This is a genomic window from Comamonas squillarum (assembly GCF_025309455.1).
Taxonomy (GTDB): Bacteria; Pseudomonadota; Gammaproteobacteria; order Burkholderiales; family Burkholderiaceae_C; genus Comamonas; species Comamonas squillarum.
Genome location: NZ_CP104377.1, coordinates 3,370,421 through 3,394,173 on the forward strand (window position 1 = coordinate 3,370,421; position 23,753 = coordinate 3,394,173).

The window sequence follows — 23,753 nt, forward strand, 5'->3', positions numbered from 1 at the left end:
TGAACCATGACTACACGTATCACCTCTGAGCAACTCCGCGGCATCTTCCCGGCACTGGCCACGCCCGTGACCGCCGACGGCCAGATCGACACCCAGGCCGTGCGTGCGCTGCTCGCCCACCTGCAAGGCAGCGGCATCAGCGGCACCGTGCCGCTGGGTGGCACCGGCGAGTACGGCGCCCTGTCGCGCGCCGAGCGGGCCCGCATGGTGGCCACGGTGCGCGAGCACCAGGCCGCCGACCTGCCGGTGCTGGCCGGCGTGCTCGACCCCGGCTACCACGACGCCATTGCCTCGGGCCAGGCGCTGGCCGATGCCGGCGCCGACGCGCTGATGCTGCTCACGCCGTACTACACCACGCCATCGCAGCAAGGCATCCGCGACTACTTCATGCGCTATGCCGATGCCTCGCCGCTGCCCGTGGTGATCTACGAGATCCCTTACCGCACCCGCATCTCGATCGCGCCCGAAGTGCTGCACGAGCTCTCGCGCCACGAGAACATCATCGGCATGAAGGCCTGCAACACCGACATGTACCACTTCCTCAAGGTGGTCCAGGGCGTGGATGCCAGCTTTGCGGTGCTGAGCGGCGAGGACACCATCTTCCCCGCGCAGATGCTCTGCGGCGCCCAGGGCGGCATCATCGTGACGGCCAACCTGCTGCCCAAGACCTGGACCCGCATGTACGCGCTGCTGACCAGCGGCAAGACCGAAGAAGCGCTGGCCCTGCACCAGGAGCTGATTGGCCTCTTGGACCTGGCTTTTGCCGAAACCAACCCCGGCCCGATGAAGTCGGTCTGGGACCTGGTGGGTGTGCAGGCCCCGCACCTGCTGGCCCCGCTGGTCGATTGCAACCCCGATCTGTCCGCCCGCCTGCGCGAGGCGCTGACAGTGCGGCTGCAGGCCGAGCGCCAGCTGGCCTGAGCGAGCACCCGCGATGCTGCCCGCCATCAAAGACTACCGCGTGCTGGCCCGCCAGCGCCTGTCCCGCTTTGCCTTTGACTACCTCGAAGGCGGCGCCGAAGACGGCCGCAGCATGGCACGTAACCTCGCCTCCTGGGGCGATGTCACCTTTTTGCCGCGCGCCATGGTCGATGTCAGCCAGGTGGACACCAGCATCACCTTGTTTGGCCGCAAGCAGGCCATGCCGGCCTTTGTCGGGCCCACCGGGCTCAACGGCCTGTACTGGCCCCAGGCCGAGCAGGTGCTGGCCCGCGCAGCGCATGCCGCCGGCCTGCCCTTTGTGATGTCGACCGCCTCCACGTCGCTGTTGGAGGATGTGCGCGCCGCCAGCCCGGGCGATCTGTGGCTGCAGCTCTATGTGCAAAAGGACCGGCGCATTGCGCAGAGCATGATGGCGCGCGCGCAGGCGGCGGGCTTTAGCGCGCTGATGCTGACCGTGGACACCATGGTGCATGGCAAGCGCGACCACGATGTGCGCAACGGCTTTCGCATGCCCGTGCCCTGGACGCCCAGGCTGCTGGCCGATTTGCTCAGCCACCCGCGCTGGTGCCTGCGCATGCTGCGCCAGGGCGGCTCGCCGCAGCTGGTCAACCTGGCGCGCAGCGCCGGGGTGGAGAGCAATATCCAGAAGCAGGCCGCCGCAATGAGCCGCGAGATGGACATGGCCCTGCGCTGGGAAGACCTGGCCTGGGTGCGGCGCCACTGGCAGGGCCCGGTCATCGTCAAGGGCCTGCTCAGCGCCCAGGATGCCCGGCGCGCGCTGCAGGCGGGCGCCGATGGCATCGTGGTCAGCAACCACGGCGGGCGCCAGCTGGAGTGCGCACCCGCGCCCATGGCGCAACTGCCGCAGATTGCCGACGCCGTTCATGGCAAGATGCATATCTTTGTCGATGGCGGGGTGCGCCGCGGCAGTGACATCGCCAAAGCCCGGGCGCTGGGGGCCGATGCCGTTCTGCTGGGGCGCGCGCCCCTTTACGGACTGGCCTCGCGCGGGCCCCAGGGCGTGGCCGAAGTGCTGGAGATACTGCGCACCGAGCTGGAGACCACCCTCCGATTGCTGGGCGCCCCGCAGGCCACGAGGCTGGACGCGACCTTTCTGCAAAAATACTAGACAGTGACCCGAGACAGCCGCTTTTTACGATGCCTAAAACCACACACAGCATTGCCGAGCCCGTAGCAAGCGTTGAACCCACCGCCCGTGAATCCTCATTGTTTGTCGGCTCGCTGGCCAAGGCCTTCCAGGTGCTGGAGGCCTTTCGCGACACCCACCGCGAGATGTCGCTCGCCGAGATTGCCCGCGCCGCCCAGCTCGACCGCAGTGCCACCCAGCGCATCATCTTCACCCTGGAAAAACTGCGCTACATCCGGCGCCTGCCTGGCTCCAACCTCTACACGCTCGCGCCTGAGGTGCTGCGCCTGTCCTACAACTACCTGCGCTCGCAACGCATCGTCGAGCGCGCCTACCCTTATCTGATCGAGATGACCCACACCCTGGGCGAGACCTCGAACCTGCAGGAGATGGATGGCAACGAGGTGGTCTTTATCGCCAAGGTGCCGGGCCGCTACATCTACAACTCGGACTTTGCCGTGGGCTCGCGCCTGCCTGCGGCCTATACCGCCTCGGGCCGCGCGATGATGGCCAAGCTGCCGATGGACGAGCGGCTGCGCCTGATCGAATCGACCCCGCTGGTCAAGATTACCGCCCAGACCATGACCGACCCCGAGGAGCTGCTGCGCCGCATTGAAGACGCCGAGCGCGACGGTTATGCGATTGTGCAGAACCAGACTGTGGTGGGCGATATCTCGGTGGCCGCCGCCATTACCGGCCGGGGCGGTGTGCCCATTGGCGCCATTACCATCTCGGCCCCCTCCACCCGCTGGGGCACGGCCAAGGCCGAGGCCGAGCTGCTGCCCCATGTGCTGCTGGCGGCGACCTCGATCTCCAATATCCTGGATAATTTCTAGACATTCACCTGGTACGGACGGTCTGGGAGTGATAGAAACGCGTGAGTTCCGGTGTCACGCGGTCGAGCGTGATGGGGTCTTCGTAGAACTGCATCTGGTTTTCCTGGCCGAGCCAGACGAGTTCCTTGCTGGCCGCAGGAATGGATGCAAACAGCCGCCGTGGGATGTCAGGCCCGCTTGCCGCACGGTCCGCATGCACCATCAGCGTGGGGGTGCTGAGCTTGGCCATGGCCTGATCGGCGCGGTGCCCCCAGATGCCAGCCTCCGACATCATGGCGATCCGGTTTTCCCACAGACCATGGAAGTTCCAGAACGCATGCCGGTCGGCCCAGCGGCTGTAGAACTGCTGAACCGCAGACGCCTTCAGCAGTGCATCCGGGTTGGGCGGAGTGGGCCGCTCCGAGACGACCGGGATGTAATCCACGGCACCGGATTCCTGAAACTGCTTTAGGGCAGCCTGTGAGCGTGCGGCGCGGCGCTCGATCTCCTGCTCGCTGCCCAGGTACATCAATGCCGTCTGGGGCGTGAGGTAGTGCCCGGCCACCAGCGCCACCGACCGCACGCGCGGCTCGGTGATGGCAGCATCCACCGCCCAGTTCACGCCCTGGCAGATACCCAGCAGATGCAGCGCCGCGCTGTCCACCTCCGCCCGCTGGGCGAGATACTCCAACGCTGCTTGCAGGTCCTGCGTCTTGGCCGCTCCGCTCTCCAGCCGCCTTGGCGTGCCGGCGCTTTCGCCGTGGTAACGCGGGTCAAACACCAGCACCACAAAGCCTTCCCGCGCCAGCCGTGTAGCGTATTGCATCGGTGATTGCTCTTTGACAAAGCCGACGGGGCCCATCACCGCCACCGCAGGTCGAGGCCCCACATGCCCACTGGGCAGCAACAGGTTGCCAACGATTTCGGTGCCTTGCGACAGGAACCGCACCTGCTCGACCGCATAGTGCGTGTTGGCAATGCGGCCACTGGCACCCCAGGCCTGGGTTTGGAAGGCCGCGCGAGAGTCAGCCTGAGAGGCGGGAGCAGCAGCCTGGGCATTGCCAGCGGTGAGGCCAGCGATCAGGGCAACGCTGCTGAAGATACGTGGAAAGGACATGGGACTTGACTTTCTTTGCCATTTGCAAGGGTTCGAAGTGTTGGCGAAGGCGTATATTTCTCCTAATGAATAGTTAGAATCTTGGTTATGCGCGAAATGGATATTAGGCGTATTGACCTCAATTTGCTGGTGGTGCTGCGTGTGCTTTTGGACACAGGCAGTGTTACCAGAACGGCAGAGCGATTGCATATGAGCCAGCCTGCGGTGAGCCGAGCGCTGGCCAAGCTGCGTCTGCAACTGGGCGACAAACTGCTGGTACGGGTGGCTGGAGGCATGGCACCCACGTTGCGTGCGCAAGCGCTGTCGGCACCGCTTGCCGCATTGCTGCACCAGCTGGAAGAATGTGTAGCACCCGCAGTGTTTGACCCGGCCACCACCAGGCGCGTGTTCAGCGTTGCTACCACCGACTACGGCGCAGTCGCGGTGCTGCCCAGCTTGATGCAAGCTTTCGCACAACAAGCCCCTTTGGCCGGCATCGAAGTGATCCCGTTTTCCGATGCGGTTTTTGAGCTGCTCAATGCGGGCCAGGTGGACTTCGTTCTGTACAGCGACGATCCGGTTGCGGGCACGCTGAGAACCCGCCCGCTGTTTCGGGAGACCTATTCCTGCGTGCTGCGAACAAACCACCCCTTGCTGGTAAACCAAGAGGCGCGCGCAGACGAGGTGCTCAGTCTGGAAGAGTTTGTCGCGTGGCCGCACGCGCTGGTCAGCATCTTTGGTGGGCGGACGGGCGAAGTGGATGATGCCCTGGCTGCCTGTCACCAGAAACGGCATATCGCTCTGTCGCTCCCCTACTTTGCCACGGCGGGCCTGGTCAGTGCTGCCTCGGATTTGATCGTCACCCTGCCCACGCGGGTCGCGACTGCGCTTGCGGACACCAATGGCCTCCGGCTTTTGAAGCCACCGCTTGAATTGCCCGGCTTTGGCTATCGCATGCTGTGGCATGAACGCAGCCACGAAGATCCGGGTTGCGTGTGGCTCCGCGATTTAGTGGCGGCCACAGCCAAACATCAGAATGCAGCGCACACCGGACCATCCGCTTGAGTGTTTCAGGGCTGCGCAGCCTTCGCTTATTGGCTAAAAACCCCGCTCACAACGCGCCGATATGTCCATATGACGTTTAAGTTGTATGAATAGTGAACAATAGCGTTTATAGATATACACAAGACCAACTGACTACTGCACTGCTATGAGCGCCTTTCTCGAAGAACGTGTCCTGTCTGTTCACCACTGGACCGATCGTTTGTTCTCCTTCACGACCACCCGTGATCCCGCGCTGCGTTTTTCCAGCGGCCACTTCACGATGATTGGCCTGAAGGTCGATGGCAAGAACCTGCTGCGTGCCTATTCCATCGCCAGCCCCAACTACGAGGAGCACCTGGAGTTCCTGTCGATCAAGGTCGATGACGGCCCGCTGACCAGCAAGCTCCAGCACATCCAGGTGGGTGACACCATCATCGTCGGCAAAAAGCCCACGGGCACCTTGCTGGTCGATTACCTGCTGCCGGGCAAGAACCTGTATTTGATCGGCACCGGCACGGGCCTGGCGCCCTGGCTGTCGGTGGCGCGCGACCCCGAGACCTATGACCACTTCGAAAAGGTCGTTGTGGTGCACGGCGTGCGCCAGGTCCAGGAGCTGGCCTACCAGCAGCTGCTCGAAGAAGAGCTGCCCAACCATGAGTTCCTCGGCGAAATCGTCAAGGACAAGCTGGTCTACTACCCGACGGTGACGCGCGAGCCTTTCCGCAACCAGGGCCGTATCTCCAACCAGATCACCGCCGGCACCTTCCCGCAGAACATCGGCCTGCCCGAACTGAACCCGGACACCGACCGCGTGATGCTCTGCGGCAGCCCCGCGATGCTCGCTGAGCTGAAGGAACTGCTTGAAGCCAAGGGCTTCAAGGAAGGCAATACCTCGACACCCGGCGACTTTGTCGTCGAGCGCGCCTTCGTCGAGAAGTAAGCAGCGCCCCCGCCCAGCAAAAAACGACCCTCGGGTCGTTTTTTGTTGCCTGCAGCGCAGATTAGATCAGCTGCTCGGTGTAGAAATTGCCACCGTGGTAGAGCAGCGGCGGCACGCCCACCACATGCTGGCAGTGCGCAACCTCGCCAACGAGGATCACATGGTCGCCCGCATCATGGTGCGGGCCGTTGCGGCACTCAAAGCTGGCAATGGCGCCCGCAAGCAGCGGCACGCCGGTCACGCCCACTTCATACTCCACGCCCGCCCAGCGGTCGATGCCCTTGCGGCTGAACTGCAGGGCCAGCTCCTTCTGGTGCGCGCCCATCACATTGATCGCGTAGTGGCTCACGGTCTCGAACACCGGCATTGACGAGGCGGTTTTCATCAGGCTCCACAGCACCAGTGGCGGGGTGAGCGATGCGGAATTGAAGGAGCTGATCGTCAGCCCGACCTTGTTGCCATCGGGCGCCAGTGCCGTGACCACAGCCACCCCGGTGGCGAACTGGCCCAGCGCATTGCGAAACTCACGTTCGGAAAACGAGGCAGAAACAGGCGATTGCAGGTGTTCAGGGGGGAGGGAGCGGTTCACGGGGCAGGCAGACGGCAGGGGCAGACGCCATGCCGTCAAAAGCATGGATGGGGTCATTATCGGCCAGGGGGCGAGGCCCCTGCGCGCGTAGGTGCTTGAAAACAAGGCAGGCGGGCCGCATCTGCAGGGGAAATACACGGCGAGAAGCAAACCTATGTCCTTGATTCCCAACTTCGCGATGCTTGGCAGTGGCCCGACGGTGCTGATGCTCCACGATGCCGACACCGACCACCTGGGCTTTGCCCCGCAGGTGGAGCTGCTCGCCAGCCAGGGCTACCGCGCGATCGCCTGGGACATGCCTGGCTACCATGCCAACCCGCCACCCTATGGCGGCTACAGCCTGAAGGCGCTGGCCGCCACGGCGGATGGCCTGCTCGAAGCGCTGAAGATTGGCCGCGCCCATATCGTCGGCCATGGCATGGGCGCGATGGTGGCCGCCGAGCTGGCCCTGCGCCACCCCACCCGCGTGCGCAGCCTGACCCTGGTGGCCGGCGGCCCGGCGCTGGAGGCGGACAGCCAGCAGCACTGGGTGCAGACGCGCCAGCAATTGCTGGCCCAGTGCCAGCAGCAGGCCAGCACCGAGGCGGTGCAGATGCAGCGCTTTGCCGAGCTGCTGGTGCAGCTGCAATCGGGCCAGCAGGCCTTGCCCGAAGGGCTGCAGCTGGCGCGCCACGCGATCACCCAGATCCAGCCGCTGGCCTATGGCCGCATGCTGGAGATGCTGGCCGGCCCCAGCACCCTGGCCGAGCGCCTGCCCCACCTCAGCCAGCGCTGCCTGCTGGTGAGCGGCGGCCAGGATGTCTGCATGCCACCCCAGCGCATGCAGGCGCTGGCAGACCAACTGCCCGACGCTCGGCATGCCCGTCTGGAGGGCGTTGGCCACTGGCCCCAGCTGGAGAGCCCCGATGCCTTCGAAGGCCTGCTGCTCGACTTTTTGGCGACCCAGCGCGCCACGGTGCACTAGGAAAAACCCGTAAATCCGGCGCCTGCGGCGGCGGTTTGCCTCTGCAGGTGGTTGACTTGCCATCCTGGCAATGCAGCCCGCTGGGCGCCACCGGGGCAAAAAACTGGCATGCTATGGGGTTTGGCGTGCAGCCCGTCACTTTCCTGGAGCCTCTCCAGGCTGGCGGACGGCCACCATGATCGGCAGCGGCTCCCCACAGGACGCTGCTGTCCCTGTTGCCAACTGAAGGATTAGTCCCGTGTCCCCCTCTTCCCTGACCTTTGCCGTCACCCCATCGAGCCAGCCACGCAGCGCCCAAGAGCGCGCCAAGATTCTGGACAACCCGGGTTTTGGTCTGCACTTCACCGACCACATGGTCTCGGTGCACTGGGACAAAGAGGGCGGCTGGCGCGATGCGGCCGTGACCCCGTACGGCCCGATTGCGCTGGACCCCGCCGCTGCCGTGCTGCACTACGGCCAGGAAATCTTTGAAGGCATCAAGGCCTACCGCCATGCCGATGGCTCGGTCTGGACCTTCCGCCCCCAGGCCAATGCCGAGCGCCTGCAACGCTCCGCCCGCCGCCTGGCGCTGCCGGAGCTGCCGGTCGATGTTTTTGTCGAATCGCTCAAGCAGATCATCGCCGTGGACAAGGACTGGGTGCCCAGCGGCAACGAAGCGAGCCTGTACCTGCGCCCCTTCATGATCGGTGACGAAGTCTTCCTGGGCGTGCGCAGCGCCCACAAGGCCACCTACTATGTGATCGCCTGCCCCGCCGGCCCCTACTTTGCCAAGGGCGTGGCGCCCGTGGCGATCTGGCTGTCGACCGACTATGCCCGCGCGGCCAAGGGCGGCACCGGCGCTGCCAAGTGCGGCGGCAACTATGCCGCTTCGCTGCTGCCCCAGCAGCAAGCCCAGGACAACGGCTGCTCGCAGGTGCTGTTCCTCGATCCTGCCGAAGGCAAGTACCTCGAAGAGCTGGGCGGCATGAACGTGTTCCTGGTCTACGGCAAGCAAAACAAGCTGGTCACGCCTGCGCTGTCGGGCAGCATTCTGGAAGGCATCACCCGCGACTCGCTGCTGCAACTGGCACGCGACCGTGGCATGGTGGTCGAAGAGCGCAAGATCGCTGTGGACGAGTGGAAGCAGGGCGTGGCCTCCGGTGAGATCACCGAAGTGTTTGCCTGCGGTACCGCTGCCGTGATCACCCCCATCGGCCAGCTCAAGGGCGAGGGCTTCTCGGTGGGCGACCTGTCGGCCCCCGCTGGCGAAGTCACGATGGCCCTGCGCAAGGAACTGACCGATATCCAGTACGGCCGCGCCCCGGACCGCCACGGCTGGCTGGTGCGTCTGGACGCCTGATCCGTCCGCGATATAAACGCCAAAGGGCCGCACAGTGTGCGGCCCTTTTTTCACGGTGCTGTGAGACCTTTACACAGCGACGGCAGTCTGGCGCTTGCTGTCGCTCTCGAAGCCATAGAAGCCAAAGCGCATCTCCGGCATGCGCCCGCTCACCAGCTCGGCCATCGCCTTGCCGCTGCCGGCGCCATGGGTCCAGCCCAAGGTGCCGTGGCCGGCATTGATCCAGAGCTTGCCGATCTTGGTGCGGCCGATGAACGGAATATTGGTGGGCGTAGCGGGGCGCAGGCCGGTCCAGAACTGCGGGTTGCCGCCCTGCTCAGGCAGGCGGGTGTCGCAGACGCCGGGCATCAGCTCCTCGATGCGGCGCGCCAGCATGTGGCAGCGGGCCTTGGCCAGGGGGCTGTCCAGCGAGCTGTCAAAACCGTTGAGCTCGATCGTGCCGGCCACGCGCAGCTGGTTGCCCAGGCGGCTCATCGCCAGCTTGTTGCCATCGTCAATGCAGCTGACAAAGGGCGCGGCCTCAGGCTTCAAGATCGGCAAGGTGGCGCTGTAACCCTTGCCCGGGTAGATGGCCACATTCAGGCCCAAGGTGCGCAACAGCGGCGCGGTATAGCTGCCGCAGGCGACGATGACGGCATCACCCTGCAAGGTGCGCGGGCTGCTGTCTGCGCCTGCTGCGGTGGCGCGCACGGTGACCGAGTCGATCGCGCCACCGGCCACATTCAGCCGCTCGACACGGTGGTTGTAGAGAAACTGCACACCGCCCTGGGCGCAGAGCTGGGCGAGCTTTTGCGTGAACACGCGCGCATCGCCGCTCTCGTCGCTCTCGGTAAAGGTGCCGCCCTTGATATGCGCGGCATAGGGCTTGAAGGCGGGCTCGATCTTCAAAAACTCTTCGGTGCTGACCATGCGGCGGTTCACACCGTACTGGCGCATCAGGTCGACGGCCATCTGCGCATCCTGCACCGCTTCGTCGCTGGTGAAGAAGTGGGCAATGCCGCGCTCGAGCCGGTTGAACTGGATGCCGGTCTGGGCCACCACGGCCTTCAAGGCGTTGTGGCTGTAGGCACCGAGCGCAACGATCTGCTGCACATTGCGGGCAAAGGAGCGGTCATTGCACTCGGCCAGAAACTGCGTGAGCCAGCGCCATTGATGCGGATCGGCATGCGGGCGCAGCAGCAGCGGCGCCTCCTTGTCGAACATCCACTTGAGCGCCTTGAGCGGGGCATGCTTGTTGGCCCAGGGCTCGCAGTAGCTCACCGAGATCTGCGCGGCATTGGCATAGCTGGTCTCCAGCGCCGCGTCCGGTTGGCGATCCACGACGGTGACGTCGTGGCCGAGTTGCAGCAGATGCCAGGCAGTGCTGGTGCCGATGATGCCGGCGCCGAGGATGATGACTTTCATGCCTCTCAGTGTCTGGCATCTTGGCTGTAACATAAAGTGCAATTAAACTTCTTCAGGATTCATCAGTTCTACTAATACTGGAGCCCCATGAGCAACCTGGACCCTATCGCGCTGGAATGCCTGGCCGCCGTGATTGAAGAAGGCGGTTTCGAGAAGGCCGCGCTGCGCCTGAATGTGACGCAATCGGCCGTCTCGCAGCGGCTGCGCGCACTGGAGGCACAGATCGGCTCGGTGCTGGTGGTGCGCAGCCGCCCGCTGCGGCCCACCGCTGCCGGCCAGCTGCTGCTCAAGCACACCCAGCAGCTGCGGCTGCTGCGCACCGACCTGGAGCAGGAGCTGCACAGCCTGCTGCCCCACACCATGCGCCGCAATGCGCATGACGAGGCCATCTCGATTGCCATCAATGCCGACAGCATTGCCACCTGGGCGCTCGATGCACTGCAGGACATCGCGCTGCAGCAGCTGCCGCTGGAGATCATCACCGACGACCAGGACCACACCTTGGAGCTGCTGCGCACCGGCGAGGTGCTCGGCTGCGTCACCACCATGCCGCAGGCGCTGCGCGGCTGCCGCGTGACCGCGCTGGGCGCGATGCACTACATCGCCGTGGCATCGCCCGCCTTTGCCCAGCAGCATGTGCCGCAAGGAATCAACCGCAGCAACTTCAAGCACCTGCCGTTTTTGAGCTACAACCGCAAGGACGACATGCAGCGCGTGTTTGTCGCCCGCGCGATGGGCCTCAAGACCGTCGGCCTGCACCAGCTCTATGTGCCCAACTCCGAAGCTCAGGTGCGCGCCGTGGCCGCTGGCTGGGGCGTGGGCGTGGTGCCCGAGCTGCTGGCCCGCCCCTACCTCGCCGATGGCCGCCTGGTCAATGTGGCCGAGACCCAGGTGCTGCGCGTCGACCTGTACTGGCACTGCTGGAACCTGCAGTCGGCCTTGCTGGGCGCCCTGAGCGATGCGATGGTGCACAGCGCCAAGAGCAGCCTGGCGCCGCCCACGGCGGCCGCTCGCGCCATGGTCAAGGCATAAAAAAAACTGCCTGCACCCCCAGGGGGATGCAAGCAGTTTCCGGATGTCCACAGGCATTCATCGCACCGGTGGTTCCATCCCTCCCTCATCAGTGACATCCATTGCATGCGCAGTATCCGCGCCAAGTATTGCTATATGGTGAATAGCAAATGACAGACGCATGATCTGATCCATTTACCGAATCAGCAATACCGGCAGCTTGCTCTCGGCCAGCACCTGGGTCGCCACCGAGCCCAGCACCAGCTTGGCCAGCGCACCATGGCCGCGGGTGCCCATGATCAGCAGGTCATAGCCGCCCTTATCGGCCGTCTCGGCAATGGTCTGGGAGATCGGGCCTACGGCAGTCTCGGCCACGGCCTTGACCTGGTGGGCGGCCAGAAACTCCTGCACCGGCACCAGCACCTTCTGCGCCTCTTCGCTGTGGTAGTCGTCCACCAGCGCCTTGCCCAAGGCCTTGGCAGCCCGGGGCGGCAGCAGGGGCTGCACCGTGAGCGCCGTGTAATGGTGGTTGGGCGTCAGCCACTCTGCGTGCGCTGCCAGGTAATCGAGCATCTTCTGGGTGTAGGGGCTGCCATCAACGGCCAACAAAATACGCATGCCTTGACTCCTTCAAAAAAGGGGTGAGGGACCCAACACCGGTGGCGCCACCAACGCTGGACTGTGGCCTGGCAAACCCGCGCTCCATCAGCGAGAACGCGCTTTACAGGCTAAATCATGTGTATCAGCATATAGATTTATCGTCAAACGGGCATTGATATGCATCAGGCGCGGCGACAAATTTAGGTAAAAACCCTTGGATTTGGGCTTGGCAGAGGGAATGCCGGAAGTGGATCGACCCTGGCTACACCGCCACCAGGCAATGCGGATTGAAGCTCTCCTGCTCGCCCTTGCGCGCATAGCCCAGCGGGTTGGCCACGACCCGGCATTGCCAGGGGCGGCCATCGCTGTGCTGGCCTTTGGCCAGGTAATCGCTGGGCGCATGCAGGTGGCCGTGGATCCAGAGGTCGGCATAGGGCAGCAGGTCATCGAGCACATTGCAAAAACCGGCGGTTCCGGGCGTCAGCCCATAGCGCGGATCGGCGCTGCGCAGGCTGGGCGCAAAGTGGGTGATGACGACGGTTTTGCCATCAAAGGGCTCGGCCAGTGCGGCGCGCAGCCATTCCTGGCAGCGCAGCGCTTCGTCGCGCATCTCGGCGGCCAAAAAGGGCTGGCCGTTGCGCTGCATCTGGGCCTTGGTCAAGTAAAAGTTCGCGGCCTTGAAGGCCTTCTCGCGCTGCTTCATCAGCGCGCCCAGCTCGGTCACGCCGTTGTGCAGGGCAATGGCGTCGTAGTCGGACCAGAGTGTGGTGCCGATAAAGCGCACGCCGTCGATGATCAGGGTGTCGCAGTCCAGCATCGTGATGCCCAACTTTTCGCAGCTGGCACGCAGGCGCAGCCGGGCGGCATCGAAATCCTGGTTGTCAAACTCGTGGTTGCCAGGCACCAGGATTACCGGCTCGGGCCAATGGCCGCCAGCCTGCTGCGGGCTGAACTGGGTGAGGCCAAAATCCTTATCGTCCAGCATCGAGCCATTCTGGTAGGAGCCAATGTCGCCGGCCAGCACCAGCAACTGGGCGCCGGGCGCAGGCTGAGCACGGAAATGGGGGTGGGTCTCCAGATGCAGGTCGGACAGAATTTGCAGGTGCATGGTCGCCTAGCCTACCATGGGCTTTAGCGCCTTGCAGCCCGCTACATCGGTAATTCCAGGTCAGGAAAAGCCGCCCGGGCCGAGCGCTCCAGTGCATGCAGCATCCATTCCAGCGCCGAGGGCGGAATATGCCCGCTGCGGCTGCGCCACAGCGCATCCACATGCACGGCCTCGACGCGCAGCGGCAGCGGCTGGAAGGCCAGCAGATCGGCGATGCCGGTGGCAGGCACAAAGTGACGCGGCAAAACGGTCAGCAGGTCGGTGCGCGCCACCACGCGCGCGGCGGTGAAGTACTGGTTCACCGTCAGCACCACCCGGCGCTTGCGGCCGATCGATGCCAGCGCCTCGTCCAAAAAGCCAAAGGGCTGGCCGGAAAAGCTCACCAGCATATGGCGTGCATCGCAGTAGCGCTCCAAAGTCAGCAAGCCCTCACTCAAAGGATGGTCCTTGCGCATCACGCAGAGGTATTCGCCGTCATAGAGGCGCCGGCTCTCGAAATCCACCAGGTCCCCCGACTGGGCGCGCGCCGTCATCTCGGCGAGCACAAAGGGGAAATAGCCCACGGCCAGGTCCGCCGTCTCGGCGTCCAGCTCCTCGCGCGGATCACGGGTAGTGAGTGGTTGCACATGCACAGAGACGCCTGGTGCCTCGGTCTCCAGAATGTGCATCAGGCTGGGCAGCAAGGTGGCGGCGGTGGCATCGGCCATCGCCACGACAAAGGCCTGGGTCGCATGGGCGGGGTCAAAGCGCTCAGGCGCAAAGCTGGCCTGCAGGCGCGCCAGCGATTCGCGCACCACCGGCCACAGCGCATTGGCCAGCGGTGTGGGCTCCACACCCTGGCCGCTGCGCACCAAAAGCTCGTCATGCAGCGCCTCGCGCAGGCGCCGCATCGCATTGCTGACTGCCGGCTGGGTGATGGCCAGCTTGTCGGCCGCCCGGGTCAGGCTGCGCTCATTCATCACCTCGTCGAATACACGCAAGAGGTTCAGGTCCAGGTGCCGAAATTGGTGGGGCAGCATTTTCAATCCTTTGCAGCGCTGGGCGAACCGCAATACATCACTGACATGAATGATACAGATTCAAAAGATAAATTTGAGAACGTCTAGGGTAAACCCTATACTTCGTTCATCGCTTCAAAGAAGCATTAATCCCAAAGACATCCATCATGACCAACAGTTTTGTACACACTGACATGGCTACCGAGCACACGGGCGTTCTGCGTGTGGAACGTGCTGCTGAACATCTCAAGACCACCTTCGGCACCAAGGGCGTTGGCGCATCGTTGATGCTGGCCGCGCTGGTCGCTGCCGTGCTGGTGGTTGCCACCCGCCTGGTGGACTCCGTCGCTGGCGGCAGCCACTGGATCGCTGGCTGGGCCCTGCTGTGGGCCGTCGCCTTTGTCGCCATCGCCCTGCTCGCTGCCCCTGCCCGCAACCTGAGCAGCAGCCTGCGCGCCGCTCGCCGCAGCTGGGACGAAGGCCACCGCCGCGCCCTGGAAGACGACAAGACCTGGCAAGTGGCCCTGCAAGACAGCCGCGTGATGGCTGACCTGAACCGCGCCATGAGCGACGCAGCGGTTTCGTTCTACCACAAGAACTACTGATCAACGCCGGGGGTCCTCCAGAGCCCCAGCGCCGGCAGCCACGATCTGCCTTTTCAAGAGCCACGGCATGCCGTGGCTTTTTTGTTGTCGGTGGTCGCCCCCATCCATAGCGGATCAGCAGCTTGGCATCGCTAAACACCTCCGCCAGCACAAGCGGCAGGTGCCTGGAAGAAGGTTGGCAAGCGCTTTCCTGCCCTCAGCGGTGCCGACTGTATGCAACAAACCACAGTCCTACCGATGCGCTGACGCTGAGCCCCAGCGGGTGTAAGGCCCGCCACTCCCACAAAACAAAACCCCGCATGCCTGAAACATGCGGGGTTTTGTTGTGTTTCGCTATCCCAGCCACTGGCAGCAGTGCTACCAGCGACTTCCTGAGCTACCGATCAGGCAGCGGCCAGGCGCTTTTCCAGATCGGCCTTGATGTCCAGCAAGGCCTGGGGCAGGCGCTGGGCCAGGTGGTCGAAATGGGTCTGGTGCGATGCCAGCTCTTCGGTCCAGACGGCGGTGTCGATGTTGGTGACGGTCTTGAACTGCTCGGCATTGAAGTCCAGGCCGGTCCAGTTGATCTCGGCGTACTGCGGTGCCACGCCAAAGGCGGTCTGCGTGCCCTGCACCTGGCCTTCGAGGCGGTCGAGCATCCACTTGAGAACGCGCATGTTCTCACCGTAGCCAGGCCAGACGAACTTGCCAGCGGCATCCTTGCGGAACCAGTTGGTGGTGTAGATCTTGGGCAGCTGCGCGCCAGCGGCTTCGAGCTTGTCGCCCAGGTTCAGCCAGTGGGCGAAGTAGTCGCTCATGTTGTAGCCCATGAAAGGCAGCATCGCGAATGGATCGCGGCGCACCACGCCTTGCGCGCCAAAGGCGGCAGCGGTGGTTTCCGAGCCCATGGTCGCAGCCATGTAGACGCCTTCCTTCCAGTTGCGCGCCTCGGTCACCAGCGGCACGGTGGTCGAGCGGCGGCCGCCAAAGATGAAGGCATCGATCTTCACGCCCTTGGGGTCGTCCCAGGCTTCGTCGAGCGCCGGGTTGTTGGTGGCAGCGACGGTGAAGCGGGCATTGGGGTGGGCGGCCTTGGCGCCGGTTTCCTTGGCGATCTGGGGCGTCCAGTCCTTGCCTTGCCAGTCAATCAGGTGGTCGGGCAGCTGGCCGCTGTCCTTTTCCATGCCTTCCCACCACACATCGCCGTCATCGGTCAGCGCGACGTTGGTGAAGATCACGTTCTTGTCCAAACTGGCCATGCAGTTGGGGTTGGTGTGGTAGTTGGTGCCGGGGGCCACGCCAAAGTAGCCGGCTTCGGGGTTGATGGCGCGCAGCGAGCCATCGGCCTGGGGCTTAATCCAGGCGATGTCGTCGCCGATGGTGGTGACCTTCCAGCCTTCAAAGCCAGTGGGCGGCACCAGCATCGAGAAATTGGTCTTGCCGCAGGCGCTGGGGAAAGCGGCGGCCACGTGGTACTTTTTGCCCTGGGGATTTTGCACGCCCAGAATCAGCATGTGCTCGGCCAGCCAGCCCTGGTCGCGGCCCATGGTGGAGGCGATGCGCAGCGCAAAGCACTTCTTGCCCAGCAGCGCATTGCCGCCGTAGCCCGAACCGTAGGACCAGATTTCGCGCGTCTCGGGGTAGTGCACGATGTACTTGGTCTTGTTGCAAGGCCAGCTGGTGGTGTCCTTTTCGCCGGCCTGCAGCGGCGCGCCGATGGTGTGCACGCAGGGCACAAATGCACCATCGCTGCCGATCACGTCATACACGGCACGGCCCATGCGGGTCATGATCTTCATGTTGACCGCGACATAGGCGCTGTCGGACAGCTCGATGCCCACGTGGGCAATGGGCGAGCCCAGCGGGCCCATCGAGAACGGCACCACATACATGGTGCGGCCCTTCATACAACCGTCAAACAGCGGCTGTAGAGTCGAGCGCATCTGGGCAGGTTCCATCCAGTTGTTGGTCGGGCCGGCATCTTCCTTCTTGGCCGAGCAGATGTAGGTGCGGTCTTCCACGCGGGCCACGTCCGAGGGATCGGACCAGGCCAGAAAGCTGCCGGGGCGCTTGGAGGGGTTGAGCTTCTTGAAGGTGCCGGCATCGACCAGTTGCTGGCAGAGGCGGTCGTATTCTTCCTGGCTGCCATCGCACCAGTAGACGGCATCGGGCTTGCACAGCGCGGCCATATCGGCCACCCAGGCGATGAGCTTGGGGTTCTTGACGTAGTCGGGGGCCTGAATGGCGACACCGGCCTGGATGTTTGCGTTCATGGGAAGGCTTTCAAAGTTGTAAACGGTTCATCAAAAACCGCTGCGACAAGCCCCTGGCCGACAGCAACCCATTTTTGAAAAACCGTCTCCACAACGTCGGACAAGGCGCCATGCCTGTGCGCAAAAATGCCTACGCTGGACTGGCGATTTTAGCAGTCGGCCCCCAAAACGGTGATTTTCAGTCTCAACATCTATGCATTTGACGCATGACGAAATGCATAACTGTATTGATACCGGTTTCTTTGGCAAGCCTCCTGTCGCGCAGGTGGCGCTGGGCCCGGCGTCGCCAAGCGGCCACAGCAGCGCGGGACCGCGTCAGCTATCGCCAGCCATCGCGAGGGAGCGGCAGGCAACAAAAAACCCGCCAGCGGCGGGTTCAGCAACAAGAGCTGGAGCGCGGTTTGCGCGCAGCGCTCAGGCCATGTAGACGGCGATAAAGGCCAGCAGGAACATCATCAGCGCGCCCACCACGGGCAGCACCACCGGCATCAGCGGAACAATGGCTTCCACGGTATCCATCGGCGGGTGTTCGGTGTCGGCGTCGGTGTGCGGGCTGGACATGGGCTCTCTCCAATGCAAAGGCTGAGAACCATTGTAGCGAGCGGGCGCCGGGCCTGCATGCCGGGCGAACCCTGAGCCAGCTGCATGACCCTTTCGCCAACGATCAGCCCTCCAACACGGGGTAGAGCGACAGCACCAGCAGCGCCGCCATGCACCAGTTGAAGCGCTGCAGCGCCCGGGGCGTGCGCAGCGCGCGGCCCACCGCGCTGCCAAACAAGGTCCAGACGCTGACGCTGGGGTAGTTCACCAGGCCCAGCACCAGCGCGGCAAGCAGCAGATTGGCGGCATAGCCATCGCGCGGGGTGTAGGTCGCCACAATGCCGATGGCCATGATCCAGGCCTTGGGGTTCACCCACTGAAAGGCAGCGGCCTGCCAAAAGCCAAAGGGCTGTGCCCCGGCCTGCCCGGCCCCCGCCTGGCCCGAGCGGGCGATCTTCCAGGCCAGCCACAGCAGGTAGGCGGCGCCCAGGTACTTGAGCCAGGTGTAGAGGCGCGGCTCTCGCTCAAAGGCCACGCCCAGGCCCAGACCCACCAGCAGCAGCATGGCCACCACCCCCAGGCTGATACCCAGCATGTGCGGCATCGTGCGGCGGTAACCAAAGCTCGCGCCCGAAGCCGTCAGCATCACATTGTTGGGGCCCGGCGTGACGGAGCTGACAAAGGCGAAAAGGGCCAGGGGCACCACAAAGGCGGAGGTTTCGGGCAGAACGGACATGGCAAGGTGCGGGAAAAAGGAGAAAAGAAAAGCTGTTGACATGCTAGCGCTGCCATGCAGTACAGTACCGGTACACTTTATCTGGCCAGTTCAAGAATTGGCCTGCTCTTATGACCCTGACACTTTCACCTGCCGCCGCTGTTGCCCACGCTTCCCCCGCAGCTGCAACCGCCAGTCCGTTGGCCGCAGCTGCCTGGGGCTGGCAGCCGGTGCGCACCGGCAGCGCCTCCCTGGTCGAGCAGCTGGTGGCGCATTTCAGCGACCGCATCCGCAACCATGGGCTGCGCGCGGGCATGCGCCTGCCGTCGGTGCGGGCGCTGGCCGAGCAGGCGGGGGTGAGCCGCGACACCGTCGTGCAAGCCTATGACCGGCTGGCCGCGCAGGGCCTGGTGCAGTCGCGCCGGGGTGCGGGCTTTTTTGTCTGTGCCCAGCGCGCGCTGGCCGAGGCGGCCGCAGCCCCTGCGGCCAGCCTGGCCCAGGGCGCGGCCTTTGATACCTCCTACCTGCTGCGCGGTATCTTCCGCGAGGATGCCGATGGCTCCGGCCACACCGGCAGCGCCGGCTGCCTGCCGGCCAGCTGGATGGACGAGGGACTGATCAGCGGCGCGTTGCGCGCCATCCTGAAGCAGGGCCTGCGTGCCGAGCGCAGCCTGCTGGGCTATGGCCTGCCCCAGGGCCTGGCGCCGCTGCGCCGCCAGATCGCATCGACCTTGCAGGCGCAAGAAGTGCCGGCCCACCCCGAAACCCAGCTGATGACGGTGAGCGGCGTCACCCACGGGCTGGACCTGATCGTGCGCTGCTTTTTGCAGCCCGGCGACACCGTGCTGGTCGAGGACCCGGGCTGGTTCCTGATCTTTGGCCGCCTCAACACCATGGGGGTCAACGTGGTGGGGGTGCCGCGCCTGCCCGGCGGCCCCGATGTGCAGGCGCTGCAGGCACTGGCCGCGCAGCACCAGCCCAAGCTCTTTATCCTCAACACCGCGGTGCACAACCCCACCGGGCTGAGCCTGTCGGCCGGCGTGGCCCATGACGTGCTGCGCATTGCCGAGCAGCATGATTTTTTGCTGGTCGAGGACGACACCTATTCCGAGTACCTGGGCAATATGCCGTTGCGCCTGGCGGCCATGGACCGGCTGCAGCGCGTGCTGCTCGTGGGGGGTTACTCCAAAACGCTGTCGGGCGGTCTGCGCGTGGGCTATGTGGCCGCGCGCCCCGAGTTCATCCACCGCTTGACGGATCTGAAACTGCTGGGGGGCCTGACCTCGGCCCTGCCCAGCGAGCAGATCGTGCACCGCATCCTCGCCGATGGCAGCTACCGCAAGCATGTGGACCGGCTGCGCGAGCGCGTGGACAAGGCGCGCCACCGCTGCCTGCGCCAGCTCGAAGCGCTGGGCTGCCACGCGGTGCATGAGCCCGTCGCCGGCACCTTCGCCTGGGTGGACTGCGGCATGGATGCGGAACTGCTGGCGCGCCAGGCCAGCGAGCATGGCCTGCTGCTGGCGCCTGGGGTGCTGTTCTCGCCACGCCAGGCGCCCTCGCGCTTGCTGCGCATCTCGGTGGCCATGGCCGAGCAGCCAGCTGCCTGGCAGACCCTGGCCCTGCTGCTCAAGCGCCACCGCGGCGCTTGACGGAGCCTGGCTCAGGCCAGATCGACCTGCATGCCCACGGCGCGCAGCTTGTCCACCACCTCATCGATATGCGCCTTGCTGCGGGTCTGCAGCACGATGTCGATCTCGGTGTTTTGCGCGGCCAGCTTGGTGAAGGCGCGCTGGTGGTGCACCTCTTCGATGTTGGCGCCCGCCTCGGCCACGATGGCCGTGATGCGTGCGAGCATGCCGGGCACATCGCGCGAGCTGATGCGCAGGCGCGCGAGCCGGCCCGAGCGCACCATGCCGCGCTGGATGATGGAGGCCAGCAGCAGCGGGTCGATATTGCCGCCCGACAGCACCAGGCCCACCTTCTGGCCGGCAAAGCGCTCGGGGTAGCGCAGCAGCGCCGCCAGCCCCACCGATCCCGCGCCCTCGACCAGGGTCTTTTCAATCTCCAGCAGCATCAGCACCGCCTGCTCGATATCGCTCTCCTCGACCAGCACCAGGTCGTCCACCGTGCGGGCGACGATCTCGCGCGTGATCAGGCCGGCCGTCGCCACCGCAATGCCTTCGGCCATCGTCGAGACGCCGACGGGCAGGTCCTGGTGCTGCACCGCATTGACCATGCTGGGAAAGCGCGAGGTCTGCACACCCACCACCTGGATGCCGGGCTTGACCGCCTTGGCGGCGGTGGCCATGCCGGCAATCAGGCCCCCGCCGCCGACGGCGACCAGCAGGGTGTCCAGGTCGGGCTGGTCTTCGAGCATCTCCAGCGCCAAGGTGCCCTGGCCGGCTGCAATGTCGGCATCGTCAAAGGGGTGCACAAACACCAGCTTCTGGTCCTCGGCCATCGCATAGGCATGGGCGCGGGCCTCTTCCAGCGTGTCGCCATGCAGCACCACCTCGGCACCAAAACTGCGCGTGCGCTCGACCTTGACGCCCGGCGTGAAGCGCGGCATCACGATCACCGCCCGCACACCCAGCTGCTGCGCATGGTAGGCCACGCCCTGGGCATGGTTGCCCGCGCTCATCGCAATCACGCCCCGTGCGCGCTGCTCGGCGTTGAGCTGCATCAGCTTGTTGCAGGCACCGCGCTCCTTGAAGGCCGCCGTGAACTGCAGGTTCTCGAACTTGAGGTAGACCTTGGCGCCCACGATCTGGGACAGGGTGTGGGAGTACAGGCACGGCGTGCGCTCGACCTTGCCTTGGATGCGCTGGGCGGCGTCGCGGATGTCTTGAATGCTGAGCATGGGATGACTCGCTGGAGGGTGGGCCGCCCGGCCAGGGGGCGGCAGTGGTGATGGGTGCCGTATCCGTGTTGCCGGGCGTCAGTCGGCGCTGGGCGGCTGGTAGACATGGTCAAAAAACGCCTGCTCCAGCGCCACCGCGCGGCTGAAATAATCGGCCGCCTCGGCACGCACGTCGGGCTCGATGCTCTCGCCCATGCGGTCGAGCTCGGCGCGCAGCCAGCCGACAAAATCGCGGAAGAAGTCATTGGCGTGCAGGCTGATCCATTCGGCATGTTCAAAGCGCGGCGGCAGGCGCTGGCCGGGCTGGTCAAAGCCGTCCAGGTACAGGCCTTCGGCCACGCAGAGCACGGCCAGGCAGTTGGCGTATTTCTGGCTGCGCGCAGCCTGCCCCATCAGCGCCTGGAACTGCACGGTAGGCAGCGTCAGCGGCGGCGTATCGCGCTCCTGCTGGGACACGTCCAGCGCGTCAAAACTGCGCTGAAAGTAGGTGTTCTCGTCGCTGGTGATCATCGCCGCAAACTGCGCCAGGCGCACGCGCGGCGCAAAGCTATCGGCGCTGGCGATGGCCGCGCCCAAGAGCGCCACGAACTGGTTGATGAACTGGTAGTCCTGCACCAGGTAGCGGCGCAGCACCGCCTCATCAAGGCTACCGGCCCGCATCTCGTCAATGAAGCGGTGCTGGATGCAGGCATCCCAGACGGGCTGGTTCAGCGCTTGAAGCGATTCGGAAAAACGGTCGGTCATGGTGGGCGGCAGGGGCTGCAACGGCAAAGAGGGCCATTGTGCCGCAACAGCCTTGTGCCTGCGTACCACCCTTGTGATGCGCTATGATTTTTGCACATCCCCACCCTCTCCCTCTGTTACCGAAAGACGAGCATGACCTCTGCCATCGACCGCCGCCATGTCGGCGCCCGCCTGTCCGAAATCGCCATCCACAACGGCACCGTCTACCTGGCCGGCCAGATCCCCGAGAACAACCCCGGTGCCGATATCGTCACCCAGACCCAGGAAGTGCTGGGCCATATCGACCGCCTGCTGGGCGAGGCCGGATCGAGCAAGGCCAGCATCCTGCAGTGCCAGATCTACCTGACCGACATCAGCGAGATTGGCCAGATGAACAGCGTCTGGGACGCCTGGGTGACCCCCGGCCACACGCCGCCCCGCGCCACCGTGCAGGCCACGCTGGGCAACCCGGCCTACAAGATCGAAGTGGTGGTGGTCGCCGCCGTCGACAAGGCCTGATCGGGGCGCGCTGGCCCTGCCCAAGAACCTGTTCTAAGGCTGCGCTGAACGCAGCATTCCTTGCATACAAAGCCTGTCTTGCAACTTGCATGGCAGGCTTTTTGCTTGTGTCTCCCAGGCTGCACAAGTCGGTGAACGCTCACGGGTAATCCCTGTTCACTGATCGGTATGTGCATGGGTACATTTTGCATACAAGAAATTTACAACTTGTATACAAACCGAAAAGGAATGCGTATGCGTCGTTTTGTCAGATCGCTGTTCGGGCAGGTGGTGGTGGCTCTTATCGTTGGGGTCCTCATCGGCCTGCTGGTGCCGGAGTGGGCCGTCAAGCTCAAGCCTTTGGGCGATGGTTTCATCAAGCTCATCAAGATGATCATCCCGGTGCTGGTGTTCTGCGTGGTGGTGCATGGCATCGCGGGCGCAGGCGACCTCAAGCGCGTGGGCCGGGTCGGCGTCAAGGCGCTGATCTACTTCGAGGTGCTCACCACCATTGCACTGGTGTTGGGCCTGGTACTGGCCTTTGTGTTCCAACCTGGTGCAGGCATGAACGTGGACCCGAGCAAGCTCGATGCCTCGGCCATGAGCGCCTACGCCAGCAATGCCGACAAGCTGACCAGCGGCGGCACGGTCGATTTCCTGATGAAGCTGATCCCCACCACCGTGGTGCAGGCCTTTGCCACCGGCGACGTGCTGCAGGTGCTGCTGTTTGCCGTGCTGTTTGGCTGCGGGTTGACCATGCTGGGCGAGCGCGGCGCGCCGGTGAGCCTGCTGATCGACACCATGTCGCATGTGCTGTTCAAGGTGATGGGCATCATCATCAAGCTCGCGCCCCTGGGTGTGCTGGGCGCGATCGCCTTTACCGTCGGCCAGTACGGCGTGGGCTCGCTCAAGCAGCTGGGCATGCTGGTGCTGCTGTTCTATGTGGCCGTCGCCTTCTTTGTCTTCGTGGTGCTGGGCTTTGCGATGCGCGTCTCGGGTTTCAGCCTCATCAAGCTGCTGCGCTACCTGCGTGAAGAGCTGATGGTGGTGTTTGCCACCACCTCGTCGGACAGCGTGCTGCCCCAGATCATGGCCAAGCTGCGCCACCTGGGCATCCGCGACTCCACGGTCGGCCTGGTGATCCCCACCGGCTACTCCTTCAATCTGGATGCGTTCTCGATCTACATCACCTTGGCGGCGGTCTTCATTGCCCAGGCCACCAATACGCCGATCTCGATGACCGACCTGCTGACCATCCTGGCCATTGCGCTGGTCACCTCCAAGGGCGCGCACGGCGTGCCGGGCTCGGCCATCGTGGTGCTGGCCGCCACCTTGCATGCGATCCCCGCGATCCCGGCCATCGGCCTGGTGCTGGTGCTGTCGGTGGACTGGTTCATGGGCATTGCCCGGGCGCTGGGTAACCTGATCGGCAACTGCGTGGCGACCGTGGCGATTGCCTCCTGGGAAGGCGATATCGACCGCGAGCGCGCCCATAAGGTGCTCAATGGCGAGAAACTACCGCAAGACACGGCACAATCGGAGCTGTCTACACCCCACGCCTGA

23 protein-coding genes are annotated in these 23,753 nt (G+C 64.5%); 12 read left to right on the top strand and 11 right to left on the bottom strand.

Annotated elements, in window-relative coordinates:
• The first annotated feature begins 6 nt into the window (after positions 1 to 6).
• The 3 genes from dapA to N4T19_RS15710 are packed head-to-tail and all read left to right on the top strand — an operon-like array spanning position 7 to position 2,925.
• Complete coding sequence (dapA, locus tag N4T19_RS15700; RefSeq protein WP_116927609.1) at positions 7 to 921, top strand: 4-hydroxy-tetrahydrodipicolinate synthase; 915 nt, start codon at positions 7 to 9, stop codon at positions 919 to 921.
• Between the two features lie 13 nt (positions 922 to 934).
• Positions 935 to 2,071: an alpha-hydroxy acid oxidase gene (locus tag N4T19_RS15705; protein WP_116927610.1), complete on the top strand. Its 1,137-nt coding sequence runs from the start codon at positions 935 to 937 to the stop codon at positions 2,069 to 2,071.
• 29 nt (positions 2,072 to 2,100) lie between these two features.
• Positions 2,101 to 2,925 (top strand): IclR family transcriptional regulator, encoded by an 825-nt coding sequence (locus tag N4T19_RS15710; RefSeq protein WP_116927611.1) that lies wholly within the window; start codon positions 2,101 to 2,103, stop codon positions 2,923 to 2,925.
• Positions 2,926 to 2,929: 4 nt separating this feature from the next.
• Here the strand turns inward: N4T19_RS15710 and N4T19_RS15715 are convergent, their stop codons facing one another.
• Entirely contained in the window at positions 2,930 to 4,021 is a 1,092-nt protein-coding gene (locus N4T19_RS15715) for an alpha/beta hydrolase (RefSeq protein WP_260718486.1), read from the bottom strand.
• 87 nt (positions 4,022 to 4,108) lie between these two features.
• Here N4T19_RS15715 and N4T19_RS15720 point away from each other — a divergent pair, with 87 nt between their 5' ends.
• Both N4T19_RS15720 and N4T19_RS15725 read left to right on the top strand, forming a co-directional pair.
• Positions 4,109 to 5,065, top strand: coding sequence for a LysR family transcriptional regulator (locus tag N4T19_RS15720; protein WP_260718487.1), 957 nt, complete (start codon positions 4,109 to 4,111; stop codon positions 5,063 to 5,065).
• A 145-nt stretch (positions 5,066 to 5,210) separates the two neighbouring features.
• Positions 5,211 to 5,984 carry a ferredoxin--NADP reductase gene (locus N4T19_RS15725; protein WP_116927613.1) on the top strand — a complete coding sequence of 258 codons (774 nt, stop codon included), beginning with the start codon at positions 5,211 to 5,213 and terminating at the stop codon, positions 5,982 to 5,984.
• A 61-nt stretch (positions 5,985 to 6,045) separates the two neighbouring features.
• On the opposite strand, the gene N4T19_RS15730 is transcribed toward N4T19_RS15725, so the two are convergent.
• Positions 6,046 to 6,573, bottom strand: a complete 528-nt coding sequence (locus tag N4T19_RS15730) for a flavin reductase family protein (protein WP_021029037.1) — start codon at positions 6,571 to 6,573, stop codon at positions 6,046 to 6,048.
• 154 nt (positions 6,574 to 6,727) lie between these two features.
• Here N4T19_RS15730 and N4T19_RS15735 point away from each other — a divergent pair, with 154 nt between their 5' ends.
• Positions 6,728 to 7,537 carry an alpha/beta fold hydrolase gene (locus N4T19_RS15735; RefSeq protein WP_116927615.1) on the top strand — a complete coding sequence of 270 codons (810 nt, stop codon included), beginning with the start codon at positions 6,728 to 6,730 and terminating at the stop codon, positions 7,535 to 7,537.
• 238 nt (positions 7,538 to 7,775) lie between these two features.
• Positions 7,776 to 8,876 carry a branched-chain amino acid aminotransferase gene (locus tag N4T19_RS15740; RefSeq protein WP_182344170.1) on the top strand — a complete coding sequence of 367 codons (1,101 nt, stop codon included), beginning with the start codon at positions 7,776 to 7,778 and terminating at the stop codon, positions 8,874 to 8,876.
• A gap of 69 nt (positions 8,877 to 8,945) precedes the next feature.
• On the opposite strand, the gene N4T19_RS15745 is transcribed toward N4T19_RS15740, so the two are convergent.
• Positions 8,946 to 10,280: a D-amino acid dehydrogenase gene (locus N4T19_RS15745; protein ID WP_313900066.1), complete on the bottom strand. Its 1,335-nt coding sequence runs from the start codon at positions 10,278 to 10,280 to the stop codon at positions 8,946 to 8,948.
• Positions 10,281 to 10,367: 87 nt separating this feature from the next.
• Between N4T19_RS15745 and N4T19_RS15750 the strand changes: the two genes are divergently transcribed.
• Positions 10,368 to 11,312 carry a LysR family transcriptional regulator ArgP gene (locus N4T19_RS15750; protein WP_260718488.1) on the top strand — a complete coding sequence of 315 codons (945 nt, stop codon included), beginning with the start codon at positions 10,368 to 10,370 and terminating at the stop codon, positions 11,310 to 11,312.
• A 174-nt stretch (positions 11,313 to 11,486) separates the two neighbouring features.
• On the opposite strand, the gene N4T19_RS15755 is transcribed toward N4T19_RS15750, so the two are convergent.
• The 3 genes from N4T19_RS15755 to N4T19_RS15765 form a co-directional block, all read right to left on the bottom strand.
• Positions 11,487 to 11,909: a universal stress protein gene (locus tag N4T19_RS15755; RefSeq protein ID WP_116927619.1), complete on the bottom strand. Its 423-nt coding sequence runs from the start codon at positions 11,907 to 11,909 to the stop codon at positions 11,487 to 11,489.
• Between the two features lie 244 nt (positions 11,910 to 12,153).
• Positions 12,154 to 12,999 carry a metallophosphoesterase gene (locus N4T19_RS15760; protein WP_116927620.1) on the bottom strand — a complete coding sequence of 282 codons (846 nt, stop codon included), beginning with the start codon at positions 12,997 to 12,999 and terminating at the stop codon, positions 12,154 to 12,156.
• 41 nt (positions 13,000 to 13,040) lie between these two features.
• On the bottom strand, positions 13,041 to 14,018 hold the full coding sequence (locus N4T19_RS15765; protein WP_116927621.1) for a LysR family transcriptional regulator: 978 nt from the start codon (positions 14,016 to 14,018) through the stop codon (positions 13,041 to 13,043).
• A 146-nt stretch (positions 14,019 to 14,164) separates the two neighbouring features.
• On the opposite strand from N4T19_RS15765, the gene N4T19_RS15770 reads away from it, so the two are divergent.
• Positions 14,165 to 14,602 (top strand): hypothetical protein, encoded by a 438-nt coding sequence (locus N4T19_RS15770; RefSeq protein WP_021029029.1) that lies wholly within the window; start codon positions 14,165 to 14,167, stop codon positions 14,600 to 14,602.
• A 383-nt stretch (positions 14,603 to 14,985) separates the two neighbouring features.
• On the opposite strand, the gene N4T19_RS15775 is transcribed toward N4T19_RS15770, so the two are convergent.
• The 3 genes from N4T19_RS15775 to N4T19_RS15785 all read right to left on the bottom strand — a co-directional run bounded on the left by N4T19_RS15775 (position 14,986) and on the right by N4T19_RS15785 (position 18,130).
• On the bottom strand, positions 14,986 to 16,854 hold the full coding sequence (locus tag N4T19_RS15775) for a phosphoenolpyruvate carboxykinase (GTP) (protein ID WP_260718489.1): 1,869 nt from the start codon (positions 16,852 to 16,854) through the stop codon (positions 14,986 to 14,988).
• A 414-nt stretch (positions 16,855 to 17,268) separates the two neighbouring features.
• Positions 17,269 to 17,415: a hypothetical protein gene (locus N4T19_RS15780; protein ID WP_165841246.1), complete on the bottom strand. Its 147-nt coding sequence runs from the start codon at positions 17,413 to 17,415 to the stop codon at positions 17,269 to 17,271.
• Between the two features lie 103 nt (positions 17,416 to 17,518).
• A complete protein-coding gene (locus N4T19_RS15785; RefSeq protein WP_260718490.1) occupies positions 17,519 to 18,130 on the bottom strand; it encodes a LysE family translocator in 612 nt (203 codons plus the stop codon).
• A 110-nt stretch (positions 18,131 to 18,240) separates the two neighbouring features.
• Here N4T19_RS15785 and N4T19_RS15790 point away from each other — a divergent pair, with 110 nt between their 5' ends.
• On the top strand, positions 18,241 to 19,758 hold the full coding sequence (locus N4T19_RS15790) for an aminotransferase-like domain-containing protein (protein ID WP_260718491.1): 1,518 nt from the start codon (positions 18,241 to 18,243) through the stop codon (positions 19,756 to 19,758).
• A gap of 11 nt (positions 19,759 to 19,769) precedes the next feature.
• Here the strand turns inward: N4T19_RS15790 and N4T19_RS15795 are convergent, their stop codons facing one another.
• Positions 19,770 to 20,969, bottom strand: a complete 1,200-nt coding sequence (locus tag N4T19_RS15795) for a threonine ammonia-lyase (protein ID WP_116927483.1) — start codon at positions 20,967 to 20,969, stop codon at positions 19,770 to 19,772.
• Positions 20,970 to 21,047: 78 nt separating this feature from the next.
• Complete coding sequence (locus N4T19_RS15800) at positions 21,048 to 21,713, bottom strand: TenA family protein (RefSeq protein ID WP_260718492.1); 666 nt, start codon at positions 21,711 to 21,713, stop codon at positions 21,048 to 21,050.
• Between the two features lie 132 nt (positions 21,714 to 21,845).
• On the opposite strand from N4T19_RS15800, the gene N4T19_RS15805 reads away from it, so the two are divergent.
• Positions 21,846 to 22,211: a RidA family protein gene (locus N4T19_RS15805; protein ID WP_116927482.1), complete on the top strand. Its 366-nt coding sequence runs from the start codon at positions 21,846 to 21,848 to the stop codon at positions 22,209 to 22,211.
• Between the two features lie 234 nt (positions 22,212 to 22,445).
• Positions 22,446 to 23,753 carry a C4-dicarboxylate transporter DctA gene (locus N4T19_RS15810; RefSeq protein WP_260718493.1) on the top strand — a complete coding sequence of 436 codons (1,308 nt, stop codon included), beginning with the start codon at positions 22,446 to 22,448 and terminating at the stop codon, positions 23,751 to 23,753.

What these genes read in the sequence shown, in the direction of transcription:
- dapA (WP_116927609.1), top strand. Translation starts at nt 7, where the DNA reads ATGACTACACGTATCACCTCTGAGCAACTCCGCGGCATCTTCCCGGCA.
- N4T19_RS15705 (WP_116927610.1), top strand. Translation starts at nt 935, where the DNA reads ATGCTGCCCGCCATCAAAGACTACCGCGTGCTGGCCCGCCAGCGCCTG.
- N4T19_RS15710 (WP_116927611.1), top strand. Translation starts at nt 2,101, where the DNA reads ATGCCTAAAACCACACACAGCATTGCCGAGCCCGTAGCAAGCGTTGAA.
- N4T19_RS15715 (WP_260718486.1), bottom strand. Translation starts at nt 4,021, where the DNA reads ATGTCCTTTCCACGTATCTTCAGCAGCGTTGCCCTGATCGCTGGCCTC.
- N4T19_RS15720 (WP_260718487.1), top strand. Translation starts at nt 4,109, where the DNA reads ATGCGCGAAATGGATATTAGGCGTATTGACCTCAATTTGCTGGTGGTG.
- N4T19_RS15725 (WP_116927613.1), top strand. Translation starts at nt 5,211, where the DNA reads ATGAGCGCCTTTCTCGAAGAACGTGTCCTGTCTGTTCACCACTGGACC.
- N4T19_RS15735 (WP_116927615.1), top strand. Translation starts at nt 6,728, where the DNA reads ATGTCCTTGATTCCCAACTTCGCGATGCTTGGCAGTGGCCCGACGGTG.
- N4T19_RS15745 (WP_313900066.1), bottom strand. Translation starts at nt 10,280, where the DNA reads ATGAAAGTCATCATCCTCGGCGCCGGCATCATCGGCACCAGCACTGCC.
- N4T19_RS15750 (WP_260718488.1), top strand. Translation starts at nt 10,368, where the DNA reads ATGAGCAACCTGGACCCTATCGCGCTGGAATGCCTGGCCGCCGTGATT.
- N4T19_RS15755 (WP_116927619.1), bottom strand. Translation starts at nt 11,909, where the DNA reads ATGCGTATTTTGTTGGCCGTTGATGGCAGCCCCTACACCCAGAAGATG.
- N4T19_RS15760 (WP_116927620.1), bottom strand. Translation starts at nt 12,999, where the DNA reads ATGCACCTGCAAATTCTGTCCGACCTGCATCTGGAGACCCACCCCCAT.
- N4T19_RS15765 (WP_116927621.1), bottom strand. Translation starts at nt 14,018, where the DNA reads ATGCTGCCCCACCAATTTCGGCACCTGGACCTGAACCTCTTGCGTGTA.
- N4T19_RS15770 (WP_021029029.1), top strand. Translation starts at nt 14,165, where the DNA reads ATGACCAACAGTTTTGTACACACTGACATGGCTACCGAGCACACGGGC.
- N4T19_RS15775 (WP_260718489.1), bottom strand. Translation starts at nt 16,854, where the DNA reads ATGAACGCAAACATCCAGGCCGGTGTCGCCATTCAGGCCCCCGACTAC.
- N4T19_RS15780 (WP_165841246.1), bottom strand. Translation starts at nt 17,415, where the DNA reads ATGTCCAGCCCGCACACCGACGCCGACACCGAACACCCGCCGATGGAT.
- N4T19_RS15785 (WP_260718490.1), bottom strand. Translation starts at nt 18,130, where the DNA reads ATGTCCGTTCTGCCCGAAACCTCCGCCTTTGTGGTGCCCCTGGCCCTT.
- N4T19_RS15790 (WP_260718491.1), top strand. Translation starts at nt 18,241, where the DNA reads ATGACCCTGACACTTTCACCTGCCGCCGCTGTTGCCCACGCTTCCCCC.
- N4T19_RS15795 (WP_116927483.1), bottom strand. Translation starts at nt 20,969, where the DNA reads ATGCTCAGCATTCAAGACATCCGCGACGCCGCCCAGCGCATCCAAGGC.
- N4T19_RS15800 (WP_260718492.1), bottom strand. Translation starts at nt 21,713, where the DNA reads ATGACCGACCGTTTTTCCGAATCGCTTCAAGCGCTGAACCAGCCCGTC.
- N4T19_RS15805 (WP_116927482.1), top strand. Translation starts at nt 21,846, where the DNA reads ATGACCTCTGCCATCGACCGCCGCCATGTCGGCGCCCGCCTGTCCGAA.
- N4T19_RS15810 (WP_260718493.1), top strand. Translation starts at nt 22,446, where the DNA reads ATGCGTCGTTTTGTCAGATCGCTGTTCGGGCAGGTGGTGGTGGCTCTT.